21 protein-coding genes are annotated in these 23,342 nt (G+C 57.3%); 4 read left to right on the top strand and 17 right to left on the bottom strand.

Annotation, left to right across the window (positions count from 1 at the left end):
• Positions 1-58 precede the first annotated feature (58 nt).
• Positions 59-1,450: a NarK family nitrate/nitrite MFS transporter gene (locus ABIB18_RS16100; protein ID WP_046289603.1), complete on the bottom strand. Its 1,392-nt coding sequence runs from the start codon at positions 1,448-1,450 to the stop codon at positions 59-61.
• Between the two features lie 322 nt (positions 1,451-1,772).
• On the opposite strand from ABIB18_RS16100, the gene narL reads away from it, so the two are divergent.
• Together narL and mutS are read left to right on the top strand one after the other, a co-directional pair.
• Positions 1,773-2,420, top strand: coding sequence for a two-component system response regulator NarL (narL, locus tag ABIB18_RS16095; RefSeq protein ID WP_031374758.1), 648 nt, complete (start codon positions 1,773-1,775; stop codon positions 2,418-2,420).
• Between the two features lie 302 nt (positions 2,421-2,722).
• Entirely contained in the window at positions 2,723-5,284 is a 2,562-nt protein-coding gene (mutS, locus tag ABIB18_RS16090; RefSeq protein ID WP_046289601.1) for a DNA mismatch repair protein MutS, read from the top strand.
• A gap of 399 nt (positions 5,285-5,683) precedes the next feature.
• Here mutS and rpoS read toward each other — a convergent pair whose 3' ends face one another.
• The 13 genes from rpoS to cysG all read right to left on the bottom strand — a co-directional run bounded on the left by rpoS (position 5,684) and on the right by cysG (position 17,056).
• Complete coding sequence (gene rpoS / locus ABIB18_RS16085; RefSeq protein ID WP_031374757.1) at positions 5,684-6,676, bottom strand: RNA polymerase sigma factor RpoS; 993 nt, start codon at positions 6,674-6,676, stop codon at positions 5,684-5,686.
• A gap of 56 nt (positions 6,677-6,732) precedes the next feature.
• The gene (gene nlpD / locus ABIB18_RS16080) at positions 6,733-7,833 is read right to left on the bottom strand and encodes a murein hydrolase activator NlpD (protein ID WP_031374756.1); all 1,101 of its coding nucleotides are present in this window, start codon (positions 7,831-7,833) and stop codon (positions 6,733-6,735) included.
• A 162-nt stretch (positions 7,834-7,995) separates the two neighbouring features.
• Positions 7,996-8,622, bottom strand: a complete 627-nt coding sequence (locus ABIB18_RS16075) for a protein-L-isoaspartate(D-aspartate) O-methyltransferase (RefSeq protein ID WP_031374755.1) — start codon at positions 8,620-8,622, stop codon at positions 7,996-7,998.
• A complete protein-coding gene (gene surE, locus ABIB18_RS16070; RefSeq protein WP_031374754.1) occupies positions 8,616-9,377 on the bottom strand; it encodes a 5'/3'-nucleotidase SurE in 762 nt (253 codons plus the stop codon). The genes ABIB18_RS16075 and surE overlap by 7 nt, the downstream gene beginning before the upstream one ends.
• Before the next feature lie 191 nt (positions 9,378-9,568).
• The gene (truD, locus tag ABIB18_RS16065) at positions 9,569-10,609 is read right to left on the bottom strand and encodes a tRNA pseudouridine(13) synthase TruD (RefSeq protein ID WP_354474792.1); all 1,041 of its coding nucleotides are present in this window, start codon (positions 10,607-10,609) and stop codon (positions 9,569-9,571) included.
• Positions 10,606-11,088: a 2-C-methyl-D-erythritol 2,4-cyclodiphosphate synthase gene (ispF, locus tag ABIB18_RS16060; RefSeq protein ID WP_031374752.1), complete on the bottom strand. Its 483-nt coding sequence runs from the start codon at positions 11,086-11,088 to the stop codon at positions 10,606-10,608. The genes truD and ispF overlap by 4 nt, the downstream gene beginning before the upstream one ends.
• Positions 11,088-11,804: a 2-C-methyl-D-erythritol 4-phosphate cytidylyltransferase gene (gene ispD, locus ABIB18_RS16055; RefSeq protein WP_031374751.1), complete on the bottom strand. Its 717-nt coding sequence runs from the start codon at positions 11,802-11,804 to the stop codon at positions 11,088-11,090. Before ispD ends, ispF begins: the two co-directional genes overlap by 1 nt.
• Before the next feature lie 3 nt (positions 11,805-11,807).
• Positions 11,808-12,125 (bottom strand): cell division protein FtsB, encoded by a 318-nt coding sequence (gene ftsB / locus ABIB18_RS16050; protein ID WP_031374750.1) that lies wholly within the window; start codon positions 12,123-12,125, stop codon positions 11,808-11,810.
• Between the two features lie 178 nt (positions 12,126-12,303).
• Positions 12,304-12,624 carry a DUF3561 family protein gene (locus ABIB18_RS16045; RefSeq protein ID WP_031374749.1) on the bottom strand — a complete coding sequence of 107 codons (321 nt, stop codon included), beginning with the start codon at positions 12,622-12,624 and terminating at the stop codon, positions 12,304-12,306.
• Positions 12,625-12,678: 54 nt separating this feature from the next.
• On the bottom strand, positions 12,679-13,284 hold the full coding sequence (gene cysC / locus ABIB18_RS16040) for an adenylyl-sulfate kinase (protein ID WP_031374748.1): 606 nt from the start codon (positions 13,282-13,284) through the stop codon (positions 12,679-12,681).
• Positions 13,284-14,711, bottom strand: coding sequence for a sulfate adenylyltransferase subunit CysN (gene cysN, locus ABIB18_RS16035; RefSeq protein WP_031374747.1), 1,428 nt, complete (start codon positions 14,709-14,711; stop codon positions 13,284-13,286). The genes cysC and cysN overlap by 1 nt, the downstream gene beginning before the upstream one ends.
• A gap of 11 nt (positions 14,712-14,722) precedes the next feature.
• Entirely contained in the window at positions 14,723-15,631 is a 909-nt protein-coding gene (gene cysD / locus ABIB18_RS16030) for a sulfate adenylyltransferase subunit CysD (RefSeq protein ID WP_031374746.1), read from the bottom strand.
• A 9-nt stretch (positions 15,632-15,640) separates the two neighbouring features.
• Positions 15,641-17,056 carry a siroheme synthase CysG gene (gene cysG, locus ABIB18_RS16025; protein ID WP_046289599.1) on the bottom strand — a complete coding sequence of 472 codons (1,416 nt, stop codon included), beginning with the start codon at positions 17,054-17,056 and terminating at the stop codon, positions 15,641-15,643.
• 376 nt (positions 17,057-17,432) lie between these two features.
• Between cysG and ABIB18_RS16020 the strand changes: the two genes are divergently transcribed.
• Both ABIB18_RS16020 and ABIB18_RS16015 read left to right on the top strand, forming a co-directional pair.
• Positions 17,433-18,446, top strand: a complete 1,014-nt coding sequence (locus tag ABIB18_RS16020; RefSeq protein ID WP_354474788.1) for an aminopeptidase — start codon at positions 17,433-17,435, stop codon at positions 18,444-18,446.
• 9 nt (positions 18,447-18,455) lie between these two features.
• Positions 18,456-18,740: a YciI family protein gene (locus ABIB18_RS16015; protein ID WP_031374742.1), complete on the top strand. Its 285-nt coding sequence runs from the start codon at positions 18,456-18,458 to the stop codon at positions 18,738-18,740.
• Positions 18,741-18,791: 51 nt separating this feature from the next.
• Here ABIB18_RS16015 and ABIB18_RS16010 read toward each other — a convergent pair whose 3' ends face one another.
• From ABIB18_RS16010 to cysJ, 3 genes are read right to left on the bottom strand one after another with little or no spacing between them, the layout of a single operon-like run.
• Positions 18,792-19,526 carry a phosphoadenylyl-sulfate reductase gene (locus tag ABIB18_RS16010; protein WP_354474785.1) on the bottom strand — a complete coding sequence of 245 codons (735 nt, stop codon included), beginning with the start codon at positions 19,524-19,526 and terminating at the stop codon, positions 18,792-18,794.
• Entirely contained in the window at positions 19,523-21,244 is a 1,722-nt protein-coding gene (gene cysI, locus ABIB18_RS16005) for an assimilatory sulfite reductase (NADPH) hemoprotein subunit (RefSeq protein WP_354474783.1), read from the bottom strand. Before cysI ends, ABIB18_RS16010 begins: the two co-directional genes overlap by 4 nt.
• A complete protein-coding gene (gene cysJ / locus ABIB18_RS16000) occupies positions 21,244-23,052 on the bottom strand; it encodes an NADPH-dependent assimilatory sulfite reductase flavoprotein subunit (RefSeq protein ID WP_354474781.1) in 1,809 nt (602 codons plus the stop codon). Before cysJ ends, cysI begins: the two co-directional genes overlap by 1 nt.
• Positions 23,053-23,342 lie beyond the last annotated feature (290 nt).

Below are 23,342 nucleotides of genomic sequence, written 5' to 3'. Positions count from 1 at the left end.
GTCGGTGAGGACGCAGAAAGTGAATAATGGCCGGCGCGCCACGCCGGCATTGTTGTTATCAGGCGCGGGACTTGCGTCCATAAACCAGCCAGGTAATGGCGATACAGCAGAGGTAAAACACCAGGAAAATTTTCATCGCGCCGGCTGGCGAGCCGGTCATAGAGAGCGAGAGGCCAAAGGTCTGCGGAATAAAGAAGCCGCCCAGCGCGCCAATCGCGGAGATAAAGCCCAGCGCGGCGGAGGTTTCAGTCCCGGCTTCACGCAGCGCCAGCGCATCGTCGCCGCCTTCGGCTTTAATGCGTTCCAGAGTGAGCTTGCGGAAAATCACCGCAATCATCTGATAGGTTGAGCCGCTGCCCAGTCCGGCAGTGAAGAACAGCCCCATAAAGATGGCGAAGAAAGCGATAAACGAGCCGTGGCCGTCAGCGCCCGGTAAGGTGAAAAACAGCAGTGCGGCAAACAGCGCCATCAGCACGTAGTTGATCAGCGTGACGCGGGTACCGCCGAAACGGTCAGAAATGATGCCGCCCGCTGAGCGGGCCAGCGCGCCAATAAACGGACCAAAAAAGGCGTAGTGCAGAATCACTACGTCCGGGAACTGCGTTTTGGTCAGCATGGCGAAACCGGCAGAAAATCCGATAAATGATCCGAACGTCGCCAGATAGAGCAGCGCCATCACCCACAGGTGTGGCCGCTTCAGTACCGGCAATTGTTCACGCAGCGAAGATTTCGCCGCCGCCAGGTCGTTCATTCCCAGCCAGGCGGCCAGCGTGGCGACCGCCAGCAACGGCAGCCAGATCCAGGCGGCGTTTTCCAGCCAGATCGCTTCGCCATTAACGGTAGTCTGACCCGCATCCGAAAAACCGAAGATGGCACAGGAGATCGCCAGCGGCGCGACAAACTGCATCACGCTGACACCGAGGTTACCGAGGCCGCCATTGATGCCCAGCGCGCCGCCCTGACGGGCTTTTGGAAAGAAGAAGCTGATGTTGCCCATGCTGGAAGCGAAGTTAGCCCCGGCAAAACCGCACAGCAGAGAAATAATCACAAAGGTGCTGAACGGCGTCTGGCTATCCTGCACCGCGAAACCGAGCCACAGGCAAGGGATCATCAGGATGCCGGTGCTAAAGGCGGTCCAGCGACGTCCCCCAACCAGCGGGATGACGAAAGAGTATGGAACGCGCAGCAGCGCGCCGGAAACCGACGGCAGTGCCGTCAGCAGAAACAACTGATCGGTAGTGAAACTGAAACCAACTTTATTCAGGTTGACCGCAACGGCGCTGAACAACATCCAGACGCAGAAGGCGAGCAGCAGACAGAAGACGGAAATCCACAGGTTACGGCTGGCGATACGTTTGCCGTGCGACTGCCAGAAAGCCTCATTTTCAGGCTGCCAGTCCTGGATTACCGCGCGGCGGGTGTCGGTTTGCAGAGGGACAGGTTGGGTCATAGCGTTCTCATCTACAGGATATTAATTGTGCATATCCTGCGCATCCGACCTGATGAGCAGCTTGATACAAATCAACGGCAAAGCAGGTAGTTATGCGACACTGGCGCGCAGATATCCCGGTTAAGTAGATGAACAGCCAGCAAATAACCTTTGTGAATCAGTGGTTTTTAAAACAGTTGCATAAAACCTGTCACAAGCGCGCCGGCAGTGGGAAATAAAGGAGTAGTCCATACGGGGTATATAGCCACCCGTCTTCCCCGGTAAGATACCGCCTTTACTTCACTTCGCGATACGCGCGAATCCAATGAGCAGGAGCAGAGATGTGACGACAGAAAAGTTTACGCTCTTACTTATCGACGATCATCCGATGCTGCGTAACGGGCTGAAACAGCTGATCGCGCTGGATGAGAGGCTGGAAGTGGTGGCCGAAGCAGGCAACGGCATAGAGGGGGTGGCGCTGGCACAGCAGCACGATCCTGACCTGATCCTGCTCGATCTGAATATGCCGGGCCTCAACGGACTGGATACGCTGAGCCGGCTGCGCGAGATATCGCTCTCGGGTCGGGTAGTGGTTTTCAGCGTTTCTGATGATGAGGAAGATGTGGTCACCGCCTTAAAACGCGGTGCCGACGGTTATTTACTGAAAGATATGGAGCCGGAAGCGCTGCTGAAAGCCCTGCACCAGGCGGCGGCCGGGCAGACTGTCCTCAGCGAAACCTTAACCCCGATACTGGTGGCCCGCTTACGGGAAGATCGCCCGGCCCCGGCCCGGGATATCAATCAGCTGACCCGCCGCGAGCGCGATATTCTGCAGCTGATCAGCGCCGGGATGACCAATAAAGCCATTGCGCGCAAATTGGGCATCAGTGAAAGCACGGTCAAAGTTCACGTCAAATACCTGCTGAAAAAGATGAACCTGAAATCCCGGCTGGAGGCAGCCGTCTGGGCATTACAGAGCGGACAACGTTAAGTAGCCGCGATCTGAACAGGAGACCGGCGGGATAAGGATTCAGGCAGCAGAATTCGCGAGCAGGCTCGCAGCCGCAGCTAAACAGCCGGAAAAACCGTTTTTTTCAGTCGCCAGCCGCGCCTGGTGTTTGATAGGGTGCCGGTCAGGCAACAACGGCTGAAGGTAACGGCGATGCATCAGACTGGTATATGCCCCGCCCTATTCGTTATCATCTGCTTATCCTGCACGCTGACGCTGAGCCGCTTCGGTTCAGCGACGTCGGCAGCCAGAATCTTACCGCTTTAAAAATGAGTTAAAACCCTATGCAAGAGCCAACCGAAAAGGATTTTCCTTCCCATACGCCGATGATGCAGCAATACCTGCGACTCAAGGCGGAACATCCTGACATTTTGCTGTTTTACCGGATGGGCGATTTCTACGAGCTGTTTTATGACGACGCCAGACGCGCCTCGCAGTTGCTGGAGATTTCACTCACCAAACGCGGCGCTTCGGCTGGCGAACCGATTCCGATGGCTGGCGTGCCCTATCACGCCGTTGAGAGTTATCTGGCGAAGCTGGTGCAGCTGGGCGAATCCGTCGCCATCTGCGAGCAGATTGGCGATCCCGCCCTGAGCAAAGGGCCGGTTGAACGCAAAGTGGTACGCATCGTCACACCCGGCACTATCAGTGACGAAGCACTGCTGCAGGAGCGTCACGATAACCTGCTGGCGGCGATTGTTCAGAGCCCGCGCGGCTTTGGCTACGCAACGCTGGACATCAGTTCTGGCCGTTTCCGTCTGAGTGAACCGGGCGATGCGGAAACCATGGCAGCAGAATTGCAGCGCACTAATCCTGCCGAACTGCTCTATCCGGAAGATTTTCAGGCGATGTCGCTGATCGATCAGCGTCGTGGCCTGCGTCGTCGTCCGCTGTGGGAATTTGAGATCGATACCGCACGTCAGCAGCTCAATCTGCAGTTCGGCACCCGTGATCTGAACGGTTTTGGCGTCGAAAACGCGCATCTTGGCTTAAGTGCGGCGGGCTGTCTGCTGCAATATGTTAAAGATACCCAGCGCACTACCCTGCCCCACATCCGTTCCCTCAGTATGGAACGGCAGCAGGACAGCATCATTATGGATGCGGCAACCCGCCGTAACCTGGAGATCACCCAGAACCTGGCCGGCGGTACCGACAACACCCTGGCGGCGGTGCTGGATAAAACCGTCACTCCAATGGGCAGCCGGATGCTGAAGCGCTGGCTGCACATGCCGCTGCGCGATGCGCGCATCATCAATCAGCGTCAGGAGTCGATTGCCGAACTGCAAAATCTCAGCGAAACCCTGCAACCAGTGCTGCGCCAGGTGGGTGACCTCGAGCGTATCCTGGCGCGTCTGGCATTGCGTACCGCGCGTCCGCGCGATCTGGCGCGGATGCGTCATGCGTTCCAGCAGCTGCCTGAACTGAATCAGCTGCTGGCGGAAGTTGAGTCGACCCAGTTAAAACAGCTGCGTACCCAGATGGGCGAGTTTACCGCTTTACGCGAACTGCTGGAGCAGGCGGTGATTGAGTCGCCGCCGGTGTTGATCCGCGACGGCGGGGTAATCGCGCCCGGCTACAACGCCGAGCTGGATGAGTGGCGCGCCCTCGCCGACGGTGCCACCGATTATCTCGACAAGCTGGAGATACGCGAACGCGAAAAGCTGGGGCTGGATACCCTTAAGGTCGGCTTCAATGCGGTCCATGGTTACTACATTCAGGTCAGCCGCGGTCAGAGCCATCAGGTGCCGATGCACTATGTCCGCCGCCAGACGCTGAAAAATGCCGAGCGCTACATCATTCCGGAACTGAAAGAGTACGAAGACAAGGTGCTCACTTCGAAAGGCAAGGCGCTGGCGCTGGAAAAAAGTCTGTATGAGGCGCTGTTTGACCAGCTGCTGCCGCATCTGGAAGCGTTGCAGCTTAGCGCCGCCGCGCTGGCAGAGCTGGACGTGCTGAGCAACCTGGCGGAACGCGCCTGGTCACTCAACTATTGCCGTCCGGTGTTGCAGGACAAACCGGGGATTAAAATCAGCGGTGGCCGCCATCCGGTGGTTGAACAGGTTCTGAAAGAGCCGTTCATTGCTAACCCGCTTTCGCTGGCACCGCAGCGCCGGATGCTGATCATTACCGGCCCCAATATGGGCGGTAAAAGTACCTATATGCGGCAGACCGCGCTGATTGCACTGATGGCCTGGATCGGCAGCTTTGTGCCAGCTGATGAGACGCTGATTGGGCCGCTTGACCGTATCTTCACCCGTGTCGGCGCGGCTGACGATCTGGCGTCCGGCCGCTCGACCTTTATGGTAGAGATGACCGAAACGGCCAACATTCTGCATAACGCCACTGAAAACAGCCTGGTGCTGATGGATGAGATTGGCCGCGGTACTTCAACCTACGACGGGTTGTCGCTGGCCTGGGCCTGTGCCGAAAATCTGGCAAACCGCATCAAGGCGATGACGCTGTTCGCAACGCACTACTTTGAGCTGACCACCCTGCCGGAAAAAATGGAAGGTGTAGTCAATGTGCATCTTGATGCGGTGGAGCACGGTGACACCATCGCCTTTATGCATAGCGTGCAGGATGGCGCGGCCAGTAAGAGTTATGGTCTTGCTGTCGCCGCACTGGCGGGCGTACCGAAGGAAGTGATCAAGCGGGCGCGTAACAAGCTGAAGGAGCTGGAGACGGTTTCAAACCATACCGCCTCATCGACGGTGGATGGTTCGCAACTGCCGCTGCTGGTTGAAGAGACCTCGCCGGCGGTGGAAGCCCTTGAAGCGCTGGACCCGGATACCCTGACCCCACGTCAGGCGCTGGACTGGATCTATCGTCTAAAGTCACTGGTGTAATAACTGCGCGCATCGGGCTGAAGCCCGATGCGCGCAGGCTTTGCAGGCGCGCCAGGGTAAGGCGCTGAGCACTTCTTCTGCGGGTGAGTCGCTTATCTGCGGGCAACTATTATTTTAAATGGAAGTCCGTTGCCTGCAGGCAAATCAGTTCTCTGCGCGCAGATCGATTTTCTGCCGCAGAATCAGTTATCTGAACACAAATCACTTATCGACTGGCAAAACATTTTTCTGCAGGTCAATCAGTTCTCTGTGAACAAATCACCTATCTGCACGCAAATCAGCTCCCTGAATGCAAATCACCTTTCACCCGGCAAATCACCTTTCTGCAGGCATAAAAAAAGCGGTGGTTTTCACCACCGCTTTTTAGATTCACACCTGAATCAGAGACTCACGACGCGATTATTCCCGAAAAAGTGCTTCGATGTTGAGGCCCTGCGCCTGCAGGATTTCGCGCAGACGACGCAAACCTTCAACCTGAATCTGACGGACACGCTCACGGGTTAAACCGATTTCACGGCCCACATCTTCAAGCGTTGCCGCTTCATAGCCTAACAGGCCAAAACGACGTGCCAGCACTTCACGCTGCTTGGCGTTCAGTTCGAACAGCCATTTGACGATGCTTTGTTTCATGTCATCGTCTTGCGTGGTGTCTTCCGGACCGTTGTCTTTCTCATCGGCCAGAATATCCAGCAGCGCTTTTTCAGAATCACCGCCTAACGGCGTATCGACTGACGTAATGCGTTCGTTGAGACGCAACATACGGCTTACGTCATCAACCGGTTTATCCAGCTGCTCTGCGATCTCTTCCGCGCTTGGCTCATGGTCAAGCTTGTGGGAGAGTTCACGCGCAGTACGCAGATAAACATTCAGTTCTTTAACAATATGAATCGGCAGACGAATGGTACGGGTTTGATTCATGATCGCCCGTTCAATAGTCTGACGAATCCACCAGGTAGCATAAGTTGAGAAACGGAACCCGCGCTCCGGGTCAAACTTCTCAACGGCACGAATCAGGCCGAGGTTACCTTCTTCAATCAGGTCCAGCAGGGCTAAACCACGATTGCTGTAACGACGGGCAATCTTCACTACCAGGCGTAAGTTACTTTCGATCATGCGGCGGCGGGAAGGAATGTCACCTCGCAATGCACGGCGAGCAAACAGCACTTCTTCCTCGGCCGTTAACAACGGAGAATAGCCAATCTCCCCGAGATAGAGCTGCGTCGCATCTAATACACGCTGCGTCGCACCCTGGGACAACAACTCTTCTTCCGCTACGTCGTTATCACCAGGTTCGTTTTCGACGAGAGCCTTCTCATCAAAAACCTCAGCTCCATTCTCCTCGAATTCCGCGTTCTCATGTAACTCGTTTACTTTCAGCGTATTCTGGCTCATAAGCGGCTCCTACCCGTGATTCCAGGGCAGAACATCAAAAGGTGCGTTCTGCCGGATTATCGCTGCGGTAAATAACGCAACGGGTTTACGGATTTCCCCTTGTAACGAATTTCAAAGTGTAATCTTACTGAACTGGTTCCGGTGCTACCCATGGTCGCGATCTTCTGCCCCGCCTTAACTTCCTGTTGTTCCCGGACCAGCATTGTATCGTTATGGGCGTAAGCACTCAGATAATCATCATTGTGTTTAATGATGATCAGATTACCGTAACCCCGGAGTGCGTTACCTGCGTAAACCACCCTTCCTGAAGCGGTGGCGACGACAGACTGTCCGCGCGTTCCGGCGATATCGATACCCTTGTTGCCCCCTTCGGCGGCAGAGAAGTTATCGATAATCTTACCATCGGTCGGCCAACGCCAGCTTCCTACCGGCGTAGAGCTATTGGTTGTGCTGCTGACCGTTGGCGGTGCGGTAACCACTGGAGCTGTTGTCGATGCAACATTTGCTCCTTTCGAAGGCAGCAGTTTACTGCCGCCCGAACTACCCGAATCATCAGAATACGTAATAACAGGTTGCTGTGCAACAGCGGCAGATTTAATTTGTGGCGCGGTCGGGACGCCGCCCTGCGTTGCATCAGCAACGGTAATGGCATTGCCACCGGTAATCGGCTGGCCGGAACCGTTGCCGATCTGCAAAGTTTGCCCGACATTCAGGCTGTAAGGCGCAGGAACGTTGTTACGCTGGGCTAAATCACGGAAATCGTTGCCGGTAATCCAGGCGATGTAAAACAACGTGTCGCCGCGTTTTACGGTATATGTTTCACCGGAGTAGCTACCTTTAGGAATATTCTGATAACTGCGGTTGTACACAATTCGGCCGTTTTGCGTCTCAACATTATTATTGGTACTAATCATTCCACCACTGCTGGGCGCAGATGCTGCATTTCCGCTTAACATTCCTCCCTGCCCCGGCATAGTGGGAACACCGCCTGAGGCGCTTGCCGCGCCACTCTGGCTGCTGTTCATGCCGCCACCATCACCAACGCGGCTAATGGGTGCTTGTGTGTTGTCGCTGGAGCTACAGCCTGCCAGCCAAAAACCTACCAGTGAAAGCGCCGCCAGACGGCGTAACTGAAAAATTGTGCTTCCCGTGCTCATTGATCCCCCGTGATGGCAACCCTGATGTACCTGTTTCACTGTACTTGCCAGCAGAATACTCTGCACGGCGCGATAAAATATGCGTTTTCGTTGATTAAAATGGATAGTAACAATATCAAGTACGTGGTGCCATGAAACAGTTGTGAAGAAATACGAAGCGGGTCAGGCGAGATCGCCCTGAACCAGCGGCACAAACCGCACCGGCTCAATCGTCTCTTCAATAATTTCTTCGCCCTGACGACGCAGACGTTTCAGCACCTGCTGGTCTTCACCAACTGGCAGCACCATAATGCCGCCTTCTGCCAGTTGCGCTATCAGCGCAATCGGAATTTCAGGCGGGGCGGCGGTGACGATGATGGCGTCGAACGGCCCGCGTGACGGCCAGCCCTGCCAGCCATCGCCATGTCGGGTCGAGACATTATGCAGATCGAGCTGCTTCAGTCGGCGCTTGGCCTGCCACTGCAACCCTTTGATGCGCTCAACCGAATACACATGATCCACCAGATGGGCAAGAATCGCGGTCTGATAGCCGGAACCGGTGCCGATTTCCAGCACCCGTGAATGCGGATTCAGCGCCAGCAGCGCCGTCATTCGCGCCACCATATAAGGTTGCGAGATGGTCTGGCCGGAGCCGATCGGCAGAGCCACATTATCCCAGGCCTTGTGTTCAAAAGCCTCGTCGATAAAACGTTCACGTGGCACATCGCTGATGGCTTTCAGCAGGTTTTCATCATCAATCCCCTGCTGACGCAGCTGTGACAGCAATGTCTCAATACGCCGATTCACCATGCCAGATTCACCTCAGCTTTAGCCAGCCAGTCATTCAGCACATCCTGCGCGCTGTGCGCGGTCAAATCGACATGCAGAGCCGTGATCGAAACATAGCCCTGATCAACCGCGGCAAAGTCGGTATCCGGGCCTGCATCCAGTTTCTCACCCGGCGGGCCAATCCAGTAAAGCGTATTGCCGCGCGGATCCTGCTGGGCGATCACCTGATCGGCAGGATGCCGGCTACCACAACGCGTAACGCGGATGCCCTTCAGTTCGGCCAGCGGCAGATCCGGCACGTTGATGTTAAGAATGCGGCCAGTGCGCAGCGGTTGCTGAGTCAGGGCCTTAAGGATAGCGCAGGTGACTGCTGCCGCAGTGGCATAGTGCTGGTGGCCATTAAGCGATACCGCGACGGCGGGTAAGCCAAGATGACGCCCTTCCATCGCCGCCGCCACCGTGCCGGAGTAGATCACATCATCGCCCAGGTTAGGACCGGCGTTGATACCGGATACCACGATGTCGGGACGCGGCTGCATCAGCGCGTTGACGCCCAGATAGACGCAATCTGTCGGGGTGCCCATCTGCACCGCAATATCGCCATTCTCATGAGTAAAGGTGCGCAGCGGCGTTTCCAGGGTTAAGGAGTTCGAGGCACCGCTTCGGTTACGATCGGGCGCGACGACCTGCACGTCAGCAAAGTGCCGCAGGGCTTTCGCCAGCGTTTGAATACCTGGCGCATGAATGCCGTCATCGTTGCTGAGCAATATCCGCATTTTGTTCTGACCTTTTTTTATTCGACTGGTCGCCGTGACTGGACCCGTTTGAACTGCATGGCAACAGGTGAAGACCGGACAGCGATTTTTGCATTCTAGCGAGGCACGCAACGAAGTGGTAGGCGTAAATCATACTACTGCGGGGGTTTGCCGCAACAATACCCACAATCGGGGTAATGTTGCAGCAGGGATTACTCGTCAATATTATCAAGCGCATCGGCGTGGGTGAGCAGTTCTCTCACCACGCTGGTGGCAAAGCTACCCGCAGGCAGCCAGAAAGTCATTTCCAGCGTCGCCTCATCACACCAGTTCCAGTGCAAATCCCGCGGCACCACCAGCATCGCCCGGCGGGCGGCATCGACACGTTCGCGCGTCATCAGACTCAGCAAGGTGGTGGCATCAGCCAGCGCCTGCTGTTCAAAAGCCAGCGCATCGGCCTGTGGCCCGGCTTCACCATCGCCGGGCAACGGAGCGGTAATGCGCAGCTCGTGCTGATCGACGCGTGTTTGTAAGGATACAAGTTCATCGGGCTGGGCGACGAACCAGCTGCCGCGACCGGTAAGCTGCAGCGCATCACCGTTCATCACCTGGCTGAGACTACCCTGCTGTTGCAGGCGCGCGCTGGTGACCTGATTAAACAGTGCACTGCGCGCAGATGACAGCAGCAGGCTGCGCTTATTCCGGTCGCGCACCATAATCTCATTGCGCGCCCACTTCTCCGCCATGATCAGATTGTTGCCGTTGCGGCCAAAACGCTGCTCGCCAAAATAGTTCGGCACGCCAGCATCGCGTATCTGCGCCAGCCGGGCTTCCGCCGCCTGCCGATCGCTGATCTGGCGAATGACCAGACGGAAAGCATTGCCCGCCAGCGCACCGATGCGCAGCTTACGCTTGTGGCGCACCGCCTGCAGAATCTCTACCCCTTCCAGTGCAAAACCGCGCAGATCCGGCATCGCATTGCCCGGCAGGCGAAAACAGAGCGTCTGCTCGGTAACCGCATGCCGATCTTTCATGCCGGCGTAGCTCATATCACGCGGGTGAATGCCGAGGTATTTGGCCAGCGCTTCAGCGACAAAGCGGGTATTGGCACCCACTTTGCGGATGCGCACCAGCAGATGCTCGCCTTCCCCATCCGCGCCATAGCCGAGATCCTCAACCACCACAAAATCTTCTGGCTTAGCTTTGATTACGCCGGTAACAGCAGGCACACCGTGAAGATAATGCAGCATCACTGGCTGTCGGCTTTGAGCAGCAGGGCCACCGCCTCACAGGCGATCCCTTCGCCACGACCGGTAAAACCAAGCTTTTCGGTGGTAGTGGCTTTTACGTTGACCGCATCCATATGGCAGCCGAGATCTTCAGCGATATTGATGCGCATTTGCGGCACGTGTGGCAGCATTTTCGGCGCCTGGGCAATCAGGGTGACATCGACGTTGCCGATGCGGTAGCCTTTGGCTTCAATACGTCGCCAGGCTTCACGCAGCAGGCCGCGGCTGTCTGCGCCTTTGAAGGCGGGATCGGTATCCGGGAACAGCTTCCCGATATCACCCATTGCCACCGCGCCTAACAGCGCGTCAGTCAGCGCATGCAGCGCCACGTCGCCATCAGAATGGGCGATAAAACCGTGTTCAAACGGGATTCGCACGCCGCCAATCACCAGCGGACCCTCGCCACCGAAGGCGTGAACGTCAAAACCGTGACCGATACGCATCATGCGCTCTCCTTTAATTGAATCTGACTCAGATAAAAAGCCGCCAGCGCCAGATCTTCTGGCCGGGTGACTTTGATGTTATCGCTGCGTCCGCTCACCAGCTCCGGATGGTAGCCGCAGTACTCCAGCGCCGACGCCTCATCCGTGATGGTCGCGCCTTCATTCAGCGCGCGCGTCAGGCAGGCGGTGAGCAATGCATGCGGGAAAAATTGCGGGGTTAAGGCGTGCCACAGATCCTCGCGCTCCACGGTATGGGCGATGGCCGCTTTGCCCGGCTCGCCCCGCTTCATGGTGTCGCGCACCGGGGCAGCGAGAATCCCGCCAACGTGGCTCTGATGCCGCACGTTTAGCAGACGCTGAAGATCGTCCGGATGGAGGCAGGGGCGCGCCGCATCGTGCACCAGCACCCAGGCGGAGCCTTTCGCTGCCTGCAGTCCGGCCAGTACCGATTCAGCGCGCGTCTCTCCGCCGATGACTCGCACCACACGCGGATCGCGTGCCAGCGGCAACGCGGCAAAATGCTGGTCATCGGGACTCAGGGCGACAATCACCTGTTTGATAGCGGGATGGGAAAACAGGCGTGCAATGCTGTGTTCCAGAAGGGTGTGCTGACCAATCGTCAGATACTGTTTAGGACAGGTTGCCTGCATCCGGCTGCCGATCCCGGCAGCGGGCACCACGGCAATCACATCCGCAAGGGAGGACAGATTGTTCATGTTTTATCGTTGTTGGTTAAGCGCTGCTTGTTGCGCGTTGCGTTTGTTCTGGTCAGGCACCAGGCGATAGAAGGTTTCACCAGGCCTAATCATGCCCAATTCATTGCGTGCGCGTTCCTCGATCGCTTCAGAGCCGCCATTGAGATCGTCAATTTCGGCAAACAGTTGATCGTTACGCGATTTAAGTTTGGCGTTATTCGCCTGTTGCACCGCGACGTCATCGTTGACGCGCGTATAGTCATGGATGCCATTTTTTCCCAGCCACAATGAATATTGCAGCCAGCCAAGCAGCACCAATAGCAGTAACGTCAGTTTTCCCATCCCGCCCCCTAAAAACGGCCCAATCATCCCATAACTTTGCGCAGGACTCCACACCAGCGGCGAAAATGGCGCGCTTTGCTGCGCGTCTGCGCAAAATATGAATCAGTGGGGTAAACCAGGCGGGAAAAGTTTTGTAACCTGCCGATGCGTTTGCACATCAGCGTGGCGGCAATGGCGGTTACCAGCCGGAGAGAAAGGCGAACATTAACCAGAACAGGCAAATCACCAGAATCACCGTGGCGAGTGTGGTCCACAGCAGTTGTCCACGCAGTAAGGTGTTAAGCGCGATACCCATCAGCACCGATACCGGCAGCAGCGCAAGGAAGAACGGCCAGGTGTAGAGAAAGAAAAACAAGGTATTAGAGCCGTACAACAGGAACGGTATGGCCAGGGCGCACCAGTAAGCAACAAAGCCGATAATGCCGCCCGGCAGTGATGAGTGCGGCTCATCCGGGGTGCGTTCATCTTTGCGAGCCAGCATGGGGGTAATGTTTTGCATAGGGGTCCTGTTGACGCGAAGGCGGCAAATCAGCTTCGATTTGCCGCTGTCTGTTCAGGATCTGATGATATCGCGGTCACGCAGCAGGTCTAACAATTGGGCGGCAAGTTTTGTAACCAATTGTTCGCCCTCCAGCTGGATATCCGGGCTTTCTGGCGCCTCGTATACGCTATCGATACCGGTGAAATTACGCAGTTCACCAGCGCGTGCTTTGCGATAGAGTCCCTTGGGATCGCGCGCTTCGCATACCGCCAGCGGCGTATCGACAAACACCTCAATAAACTGGCCCGGTTCCAGCAGATCGCGCACCATCTGACGCTCAGCGCGGTGCGGCGAAATAAAGGCGGTCAGCACCACCAGTCCGGCGTCCACCATCAGTTTCGCCACTTCGCCGACCCGACGAATGTTCTCTTTGCGATCGTCATCGCTGAAGCCGAGATCGCGGCACAGCCCGTGACGCACATTGTCGCCATCCAGCAGGTAGGTGCTGACGCCAATGCGATGCAGCGCCTGCTCCAGCGCGCCCGCCACGGTTGATTTTCCCGAGCCAGACAGCCCGGTAAACCACAGCACCACGCCCTGATGGCCATGCTGCTGTTCACGTGCGGCGCGGGTCACCGGATGGTCATGCCACACCACATTATCATCGTGGCCGGCCATTATTGACCGCCCAGCAGATCGCGCGCGTTCCAGTGTGGGAAATGACGGCGCACCAGCGCATTCAGTTCCAGCTCGAAGGCGCTGAACTGCCCTTGATGGGTCGGCGCATCCTGTTTCGGCTGATGGATCATGCCGGCACCCACGGTGACGTTGCTCAGGCGATCGATAAAGATCATGCCGCCGGTCACCGGGTTCTGTTGATAGCTGTCGAGCACCATCGGCTCATCAAAGGTCATCTCAATCAGGCCAATGCCGTTGAGCGGCAGCGAATCGACATGGCGCGTTTCCAGCGAGTTGATCTCCACCTGATGCAGCACTTTCTCAACCCGGCCACGCGCTTTCTTGCCGGCGATTTTCACGTCGTAGCTCTGGCCAGCCTGCAACGGCTGCTCTGCCATCCAGACCACGTCCACGCTGGCGGACTGGACGGCACTCAGCTCAGCGCTGGCATCCACCAGCAGATCGCCACGGCTGATATCAATCTCATCCTGCAGCACCAGCGTAATCGCTTCACCGGCCCCGGCTTCCTGCAGATCGCCATCAAAGGTCACAATGCGGGCAATGCTGGATTCGACACCAGATGGCAGCACTTTGACCCGCTGCCCGACCTGCACGCTGCCCGACGCCAGCGTACCGGCATAGCCACGGAAATCGAGGTTCGGACGGTTAACGTACTGTACCGGGAAACGCATCGGCTGATGATCCACCACCCGCTTCAGTTCAACCGTCTCCAGCACGTCAAGCAACGTCGGGCCGCTGTACCATGGCATGGTCTGGCTGGCTGACGCCACGTTATCCCCTTCCAGCGCCGACATCGGCACAAAGCGAATATCGAGATCTTCCGGCAGCTGGGCGGCAAAATCGAGATAATCCTGTTTGATTTGCTCGAAGATATCCTGTTTGTAATCCACCAGGTCCATCTTGTTGATCGCCACCACCAGGTGTTTGATGCCCAGCAGCGTCGAGATAAAGCTGTGACGACGGGTCTGATCCAGCACCCCTTTACGCGCATCAATCAGCAGGATCGCCAGATCGCAGGTTGACGCACCGGTCGCCATGTTACGGGTGTACTGCTCGTGGCCCGGAGTATCGGCAATGATAAACTTGCGCTTTTCGGTAGAGAAATAGCGATAGGCCACATCAATGGTGATGCCCTGTTCCCGCTCCGCCTGCAGACCGTCTACCAGCAGCGCCAGATCGAGCTTTTCGCCCTGGGTGCCGTGACGCTTACTGTCGTTATGCAGCGAAGAGAGCTGATCTTCATAGATCTGACGGGTGTCATGCAGCAGGCGACCAATCAGGGTGCTTTTGCCATCATCGACGCTGCCGCAGGTGAGAAAACGCAGCAGGCTCTTGTGTTGTTGTGCGGTCAGCCAGGCTTCAACGCCGCCCTGGTCGGCAATCTGTTGTGCAATTACGGTATTCATCTGGCGTCTCCTTAGAAATAACCCTGACGTTTTTTCAGTTCCATCGAACCGGACTGATCGCGGTCGATCACCCGACCCTGACGCTCACTGGTGGTGGAGACCAGCATCTCTTCAATGATCTCCGGCAGCGTCTGCGCCTCAGATTCCACCGCGCCGGTTAGCGGCCAGCAGCCGAGAGTACGGAAACGCACCATGCGCTGTTTGATCACTTCACCCGGCTGCAGGTTGATACGATCGTCATCGATCATCATCAGCATGCCATCGCGTTCCAGTACCGGACGCGGTGCGGCGAGGTAAAGCGGCACGATCTCAATGTTTTCCAGGAAGATGTACTGCCAGATATCCAGTTCAGTCCAGTTCGACAGCGGGAAAACGCGGATGCTTTCGCCCTTGTTGATCTGGCCGTTGTAGTTGTGCCACAGCTCCGGACGCTGGTTTTTAGGGTCCCAGCGATGGAAGCGGTCACGGAACGAGTAGATACGCTCTTTAGCGCGCGACTTCTCTTCATCACGACGTGCGCCACCGAAAGCAGCATCAAAACCGTATTTGTTCAGCGCCTGCTTCAGCCCTTCGGTTTTCATGATGTCGGTATGTTTGGCGCTGCCGTGCACAAACGGGTTAATGCCCATCGCCACCCCTTCCGGGTTGCGGTGAACCAGCAGCTCCGCGCCCATCGCTTTGACGGTGCGATCGCGAAACTCGTACATTTCGCGGAATTTCCAGCCGGTGTCCACATGCAGCAGCGGGAACGGCAGCGTGCCAGGATAAAAGGCTTTACGCGCCAGGTGCAGCATCACTGAGGAGTCTTTACCGATTGAGTACATCATCACCGGGTTGCTGAACTCCGCCGCCACTTCGCGAATGATGTGGATACTCTCCGCCTCCAGCTGACGCAGATGAGTGAGTCGTTTTTGGTCCATGATTTTCCCTCAAGCCAGATTGACAACGGCGGACTCGCGAGCCCCCTGCTGTGCCGAATGTTGAAACCAGGCGAGTTGCCCGTGCAAATTGACCACTTCTCCGATCACCAGCAGTGCCGGAGTGGGTGCCGAGGCGGCCAGCGCCTCGAGTTGTTCTAAGGTACCGGTCACTACCTGTTGATCCTGACGGGTGCCGCGGCTGATCACCGCCACCGGCGTCGACGGCGCGCGGCCGTGCTGAATCAGCGCTTCGCTAATCAGCGCCGCCTTCACCGTGCCCATATAGATCGCCAGCGTCTGACGCGCACGCGCCAGCGACGGCCAGTCAATGTCGTCACCATCCGGACGACAATGACCGGTAATAAACATCACGCTCTGCGCGTAATCGCGGTGAGTCAGCGGAATACCGGCGTAAGCGGTGGCTCCGGCGGCGGCGGTGACGCCCGGCACCACCTGGAACGGAATGCCAGCCTGCTGTGCCGCCTGCAGCTCTTCGCCGCCGCGGCCAAAGATAAACGGATCGCCCCCCTTGAGGCGCACAACCCGCTTGCCCTGCAGCGCCAGCTTAACCAGCATCTGATTGGTCTCTTCCTGCGGCACCGAATGCGCACCCGCCCGTTTACCGACGCAGATGCGATCGGCATCGCGGCGAACCAGCTCCAGCACCTCGTCACTGACCAGATGGTCATACAGCACCACATCGGCCAGTTGCATCACCTGCAGGCCGCGCAGCGTCAGCAGACCGCTGTCGCCCGGACCGGCCCCCACCAGAATAATTTCACCCTGTCGGCCTGGTTCATCGAGCAGCTCACGGTCCAGCGTGCGTTTCGCCTCATCCACATTGCCAGCCGACATCTGGCTGGCAAACAGGCCGTTGAATGCCCGCTCCCAGAAACGGCGGCGGTCAGACATGCGGTGAAAACGCTGTTTAACTTTGTCACGCCACTGTCCGGCCACCTCAGCCATCTGGCCGAGGTTAGCGGGCAGTAGCGTCTCCAATTTTTCACGCAGCATACGCGCCAGCACCGGCGCAGTGCCGCTGGAGGAGATCGCGACCACCAGCGGTGAGCGGTCAACAATCGAGGGGAAGATAAAGCTGCATTTCGGTTGATCGTCCACCACGTTCACCAGCTTCTGGCGCGCGTTGGCAGCCTCGAAGACCGCCGCGTTGAGGGCATTGTCATCGGTGGCGGCGATCACCAGGAAGACGCCGTCGAGCTGGGCAGGATCAAACGCGGTCGCCAGCCACTCCAGCTGCTGCGTCTCGAGCAGCGCCTGCAGTTCAGGGCAGAGTTCGCGCGCGGCAATCTGCACGCGCGCGCGCGCACGACGCAGCAGTTCAATTTTTCGCGCTGCGATATCTCCACCGCCGACAACCAGAACCGGGCGGCCAGAGAGATCGGCAAAAAGGGGCAGATAGTCCACGTTAACCTTAGTGTTGTAACTTTGCGTTAACGCGACTATACGTCCCTGAGTTTATCCAGATGAAATTACGAATTGGAATGAGTAGTTACCGAATGGAATAACGGCCCCGCTAAGCACAGAACAATTTGATCTTAACGACGGATAATTAATGGGTTATCCGTGACCGTGCTCACAGATTATCGGCTGGCGGAGGCCGCAAAAAACTGGCCGTCCTCCATCAAAAACAGACAATGGCCAGCCGAAGCGCCGTTCGCTACGCCAGCCGGCCTGATTCTGCCGATAGTGCACCGCAGCAAAAAGGCTATAATAGCGCCCGGCATGACGGGCCCGGTGCAGCATGCCGGACCGGTATCTGAAAAATGAAAAAGGATGCACTATGTTTTCTTCCCTCCGATTGAGGGCGGCGGCGGTTTTAATTGGCGCGCTAATTTCCCCGCTGGCACTTGCCAGCCAGCCCGGCCACTTTGCCGAACAGCAGGTTCGCCACATCGCCACCTGGTTCCCTGGCCGGATGACCGGCAGTCCAGCCGAACTGATGGCGGCCGACTATCTGCAACAGCAATTTACCGCACTCGGTTTCAAGACCAATACCCGGCAGTTCAACACCGGCTATAACTGGCAGGAAAACGACGGCAAGTTACGCTGGCGTAAGCTGACGGCGACCTCGGTGATTGCGGCCCGCGCCGGCAGTGAACCGCAGGAGATTCTGATCGTCGCGCATCTGGATACCTGGACGCCGCACAACAGCAGTCAGACTAACCAGAACCTCGGCGGCCTTCGCCTGCAGGGGGCGGATGATAACGCCTCAGGCCTCGGCGTGATGCTGGAACTGGCGCAACAGCTCAGTCAGCGACCACTGCACTACGGCGTGCGCTTCGTGGCGCTCAGTGCCGGTGAGGCGGAGATGCACGGTATGGACGATTACGTTGAACGGATGAGCGCCAGAGAGAAGAAGAACACCCTGCTGGTGATCGATCTCAACAGCCTGATTACCGGCGATCACCTCTATTTCAATAGCGGAATGAATACGCCACGAGCGGTACGCAAGCAGACCAGCGAACGCGCCCTACTACTGGCGCGCCAGCACGGTATTTCTGCCGCCAGTCATCAGTTAAACCGCAAGGATGCCGACGGCCTGAACGCCTTTGATAAAGCGGGCTTTCCGCTGCTTGACGTGACGGCCAGCAACTGGACGCTGGGCAACCAGGACGGGGCGCAGCAGCGTCATCGCAGCAGCCATTTTCCTGAGGGTACCACCCGACATCAGACCGATCGGGATAACCTCAGTTACCTCGACCGCTGGCTGCCCGGCCGGATTACCGTCCGCACCCGCGACAGCGTTAACGTTTTGCTGCCGCTGCTGAGTGAGCTCACTAACCCTAAAGTCTAAGGAACGGTTATGTACGTCGTGTCTCTCGATTATTTTCGTCCGATGGAAGAAGTAGAAGCGTTGCTGGCAGCGCATATTGCATGGCTGGATCGCTATTTTGATGCTGGAGCAGTGATCGCAGCGGGACGCAAAGATCCGCGGACCGGCGGGTTACTGCTGCTGAAAGAGATGCCGCGCGAGCAGCTGGATGCGCTGCTGGCGGAAGATCCGTTTGTTGCGGTGGCGCACTACACGGTGACCCGCGTGAACGTTACGCGGGCGGCGACCGAGTTTGCGGGCCTGAAAGATCTGTAAACAACCGGCTTCTCTGGCGGCATAACCGCAGAGAAGCCGGACACAAAACCGTTACCCTTCGTGCAGACCGCACTCGCGCTTGAGGCCGAAAAAGCGCGTCTCTTCTTCTGCCATCCCGGGCTCCCATTTGCGGGTAGTGTGGGTATCGCCTACCGACAGATAGCCCTTGTCCCACAGCGGATGGTATTTCAGATTGTGCTGCTGCAGATACTGATGAATCTGGCGGTTATCCCAGTCGATGATCGGCAGCAGCTTAAACACCCCGCGCTGCACGCCGAGCACCGGCAGATTGGCCCGGCTGCCGGACTGATCGCGACGCAGGCCAGCAAACCAGGTCTGCGCACCGAGCGTTTCCAGTGCACGATTCATCGGTTCCACTTTATTGATGTCGTTGTACTTCTCAATTCCCTCAACGCCCTGCTCCCACAGCTTGCCGTAGCGCGCTTCCTGCCAGGCCGGTGAGGTCTCAGCACGGAACACCTTGAGGTTAAGATTGAGCTGGTCTGCCAGCTCATCAATAAAGCGATAGGTTTCCGGGAACAGGTAGCCGGTATCGGTGAGGATCACCGGGATATCGGGCTGCTGACGCGTCACCATATGCAGTGACACCGCCGCCTGAATGCCGAAGCTGGAGGAGAGCACATAGGCGCCCGGCAGATTCTCCAGCGCCCAGCTCACACGCGCTTCAGCAGACGACTTCTCCAGCTGCGCATTGGTGGCCGCCAGCGCCATCGCGCGCTGGACTTTGGACATTTCATTCAGTGCTGCGAGGTCAATCTGACTCATTTTGCCTCCTCCCAGAAATCGCGCGCCGGGTCCAGCACAGGCGCAACGATGCCCGCGCGGATCACGAAGTCACCAAAGCCTTCAGCGGCATGGCGCTCTTTGGCCCAGCGTCCCACCAGTTCATCAATGGTGGCGAGAATTTCGTTTTCGTTAATGTTTTCACGGTACATCCGCGGAATGCGTGTGCCGATGCGATTGCCGCCGATATGCAGGTTGTAGCGGCCTGGCGCTTTGCCAACCAGACCGAGTTCAGCCAGCATGGCACGGCCGCAGCCGTTGGGACAACCGGTAACGCGTAACACTATGTGCTCATCACCCACGCCGTGACCGTGCATGATCGCTTCGACTTTGGTCACGAAGGCAGGCAGGAAACGTTCAGCTTCAGCCATCGCCAGCGGACAGGTCGGGAACGCGACGCAGGCCATTGAGTTCTCACGTTGCGCCGAGACGTTTTCCATCAGCCCATGCGCACGGGCAATCGCTTCAATCTTCGCTTTCTCGCTTTCCGGCACGCCCGCCACAATCAGGTTCTGGTTGGCCGTCAGGCGGAAATCGCCCTGGTGGATTTTGGCAATCTCGGCCACACCGCTTTTCAGCGGACGGTCGGGATAGTCCAGCAGACGACCATTCTCAATAAACAGCGTCAGGTGCCATTTATTGTCGATGCCTTTAATCCAGCCAATCCGATCGCCACGGGTAGTGAATTCGTATGGACGAATCGGTTCAAAGGTGACGCCAGCCCGCTTCTCCACTTCCGCTTTGAAGGTATCAACGCCGACACGTTCCAGGGTGTATTTGGTTTTGGCATTCTTACGATCGGTGCGGTTACCCCAGTCGCGCTGGGTGGTCACCACCGCTTCGGCCACATCAAGGATCTTCTCCAGCGGGAAATAACCAAACTCGCTGGCGGTACGGGCGTAAGTGGCTTTGTTACCGTGCTCAATCGACAGTCCACCACCGACCAGCAGGTTGAAGCCCACCAGCTTGCCCTTCTCGGCCACGGCGATGAAGTTAAGATCGTTGGCGTGCAGATCCACATCGTTATGCGGTGGGATCACCACGGTAGTTTTAAATTTACGCGGCAGATAGGTCTCACCGAGGATTGGTTCTTCATCGGTGGTAGCGACTTTCTCCTGATCCCACCAGATCTCAGCGTAGGCACGGGTCCGCGGCAGCAGGTGCTCAGAGAGTTTTTTCGCCCACTCGTACGCTTCCTGATGCAGTTCCGACTCCACCGGGTTAGAGGTGCAAAGCACGTTGCGGTTAACATCGTTGGCGGTTGCCAGTGCATCCAGTCCAACTTCATGCAGCATCTGGTGAGTCGGTTTAACGTTCTTTTTCAGAATGCCGTGAAACTGGAAGGTCTGACGGTTGGTCAGACGGATGCTGCCATACAGGGTCTTCTCGATGGCAAACTTGTCAATCGCCAGCCACTGCGTTGGGGTAATAATCCCGCCCGGCAGACGGCAGCGCAGCATCATCGCATGACGCGGCTCAAGCTTCTGCTCAGCACGCTCGGCACGAATATCGCGGTCGTCCTGCTGGTACATACCGTGAAAACGGATCAGCAGGAAGTTGTCGCCGGTAAAGCCGCCGGTCAGGCCCTCTTCGAGATCTTCACGAATGGTGCCGCGCAGATAGTTACTCTGCTTCTTCAGGCGCTCAGCGTCGGCTAATTTGCCTTCTACAACCAGCGGTCCAGGGTGTTTTTCGCTCATTAGTAAACGTCTCGCTGATAACGGCGCTCAATGCGCAGCTCACTTAAAAATTCGTCGGCCGCTTCACGATCCATTCCGCCGTGCTCGACCACCACATCCAGTAATGCCTGCTCAACGTCCTTCGCCATGCGATTCGCATCGCCGCAGACGTAAAGGTGCGCGCCTTCCTGCATCCAGCGCCACACTTCCGCTCCGTTGGCGCGGATCTTATCCTGTACGTACACCTTCTCTGCCTGATCGCGTGACCAGGCCAGATCGATTCGGGTCAGCAGACCCTCTTTCACATATTTCTGCCACTCCACCTGATAGAGGAAATCATCGGTGAAGTGTGGATTGCCAAAGAACAGCCAGTTTTTGCCGCTGGCACCGTCGTTTTCGCGCTGCTGCATAAAGGCGCGGAACGGCGCGATGCCGGTGCCTGGTCCAATCATGATCACCGGTGCGTCCGGGTTAGCGGGCAGGCGGAAATTATCGTTGTGCTCGATAAACACCCGCACTTCGCCCTCTTCTTCGACCCGATCGGCCAGCCAGGTTGAGGCGCCGCCGCCGCGCTGGCGACCTTCAATATCAAAGCGTACTGCACCGACGGTGATATGCACTTCAGTATCGGTTTCCGCCTGCGAAGAAGCGATGGAGTAGAGCCGCGGCGTCAGGGGACGCAGTAGTGAGGTCAGCTGCGCTGCACTCAGTTCCGCCGGCGCCAGCCGGATCATGTCAACAATCGGATAGCGCTGCGCATACTGTTGCAGCCGGGCTTTATCATCGACCAGCGCCAGCAGCTCGGCATCGCGCGACAGCTGGGCATACTGCGCGACGATCTGCGCCGTATTAACCGTCAGCTCAAAATGTTTTTGCAGCGCTTCGGCCAGCGGCAGGGTCGCGCCCTGTACCTCAACCGGCTCGTCCCCTTTCAGCCAGACCAGTTCCAGCAGTTCGCTGACCAGGGCGCTATCGTTTTCATACCAGACACCCAGCGCATCGCCGGGCTGGTAGCGCAGACCTGACTCACCAAGATCGATTTCGATGTGGCGGACATCTTTGTCAGAATCGCGACCGGTAATTTTCTGGTTCACCGCCAGCGTGGCGCTGAGCGGCGCCTCTTTGGTGTACGGGCTGGTAGTGACTTCATTGACGCTGCCCGCGGCAGTGGCGGCGGCCTGCTTCGGTGATTCGGTCGGCACGCGCTGCTTTAAAATCTCTGTCAGCGTACTGCGCCAGGCCGTGGCCTGATCGGCATACTCAACGTCAGCATCCACCCGATCCAGCAACCGCTCTGCGCCCAGTTCCGCCAGCCGGCTGTCAAAATCTTTGCCTGCTTTGCTGAAAAACTCATAAGAGGTGTCGCCCAGGCCAAACACCGCAAACGCGGTGCCATCCATTTTCGGGGCCTTTTTCGACATCAGGAACTTATGCAGCGCCACCGCCTCTTCCGGCGGCTCCCCTTCACCCTGGGTGGAGGTCACCACGACCAGCAGCTTTTCCTGACCGATTTGTTTGAATTTATAATCGCCGGCATTCACCAGGTTTACATTCAGTCTGGCTGCCTGCAGGTCATCACGCAACTGTTCAGCCAGGCGGCGGGCATTGCCGGTTTGCGAAGCCGAGAGCAACGTAATCGCTGGCGCTTCTGCTGCGGCCGGTGCCGGGGCGCTGGCCACTGCGTTACCCGGGGTCTGTTCTACCCTGCCCCAGAAATAACCTGACAGCCACGCCAGCTGGGTGGGGGAATAATCGGTCGTCGCCGCCTGTAAGCGAGCGAGTTGTTCCGGGGAGAGCGGAAGCAGTGAACCTGGTGCCTGAGTCGTCATCGCGTTAAAAATTCCAGTATCAGAAGTCCGGACCGTAAAATGGCGGAAGAGTGCGTAGGTTACCGGCCCGTATATTAACGATTAAATACACCTTCGACATATCAAATAACCAAAATGACTAAATGGTTTTCCTGGTAGGATTAATCGGCAAAAGTGGTAAGTAAAGCGGCGATATATCAGTTAATTAGCTGGGACCGGGGAAGGAAATGGGCCACAACGCGGGCGCATTGTGTGATCTGAGTGCGAAAAATACGGTTATCAGGTAGAATTTAGCGGTTTTTTAATGTCTG

Source organism: Pantoea sp. UYEF8, from assembly GCF_040546285.1.
Taxonomy (GTDB): Bacteria; Pseudomonadota; Gammaproteobacteria; order Enterobacterales; family Enterobacteriaceae; genus Pantoea; species Pantoea brenneri.
This window is presented reverse-complemented; position numbering and strand designations above follow the sequence as displayed.

Coding starts and splice junctions, on each gene's coding strand:
- ABIB18_RS16010 (WP_354474785.1), bottom strand. CDS start 19,526: ATGAGTCAGATTGACCTCGCAGCACTGAATGAAATGTCCAAAGTCCAG.
- mutS (WP_046289601.1), top strand. CDS start 2,723: ATGCAAGAGCCAACCGAAAAGGATTTTCCTTCCCATACGCCGATGATG.
- ABIB18_RS16015 (WP_031374742.1), top strand. CDS start 18,456: ATGTACGTCGTGTCTCTCGATTATTTTCGTCCGATGGAAGAAGTAGAA.
- cysC (WP_031374748.1), bottom strand. CDS start 13,284: ATGGCCGGCCACGATGATAATGTGGTGTGGCATGACCATCCGGTGACC.
- ABIB18_RS16020 (WP_354474788.1), top strand. CDS start 17,433: ATGTTTTCTTCCCTCCGATTGAGGGCGGCGGCGGTTTTAATTGGCGCG.
- cysN (WP_031374747.1), bottom strand. CDS start 14,711: ATGAATACCGTAATTGCACAACAGATTGCCGACCAGGGCGGCGTTGAA.
- cysI (WP_354474783.1), bottom strand. CDS start 21,244: ATGAGCGAAAAACACCCTGGACCGCTGGTTGTAGAAGGCAAATTAGCC.
- ftsB (WP_031374750.1), bottom strand. CDS start 12,125: ATGGGAAAACTGACGTTACTGCTATTGGTGCTGCTTGGCTGGCTGCAA.
- ABIB18_RS16045 (WP_031374749.1), bottom strand. CDS start 12,624: ATGCAAAACATTACCCCCATGCTGGCTCGCAAAGATGAACGCACCCCG.
- surE (WP_031374754.1), bottom strand. CDS start 9,377: ATGCGGATATTGCTCAGCAACGATGACGGCATTCATGCGCCAGGTATT.
- ispF (WP_031374752.1), bottom strand. CDS start 11,088: ATGCGTATCGGTCACGGTTTTGACGTTCACGCCTTCGGTGGCGAGGGT.
- cysJ (WP_354474781.1), bottom strand. CDS start 23,052: ATGACGACTCAGGCACCAGGTTCACTGCTTCCGCTCTCCCCGGAACAA.
- ispD (WP_031374751.1), bottom strand. CDS start 11,804: ATGAACAATCTGTCCTCCCTTGCGGATGTGATTGCCGTGGTGCCCGCT.
- ABIB18_RS16100 (WP_046289603.1), bottom strand. CDS start 1,450: ATGACCCAACCTGTCCCTCTGCAAACCGACACCCGCCGCGCGGTAATC.
- ABIB18_RS16075 (WP_031374755.1), bottom strand. CDS start 8,622: ATGGTGAATCGGCGTATTGAGACATTGCTGTCACAGCTGCGTCAGCAG.
- cysD (WP_031374746.1), bottom strand. CDS start 15,631: ATGGACCAAAAACGACTCACTCATCTGCGTCAGCTGGAGGCGGAGAGT.
- rpoS (WP_031374757.1), bottom strand. CDS start 6,676: ATGAGCCAGAATACGCTGAAAGTAAACGAGTTACATGAGAACGCGGAA.
- nlpD (WP_031374756.1), bottom strand. CDS start 7,833: ATGAGCACGGGAAGCACAATTTTTCAGTTACGCCGTCTGGCGGCGCTT.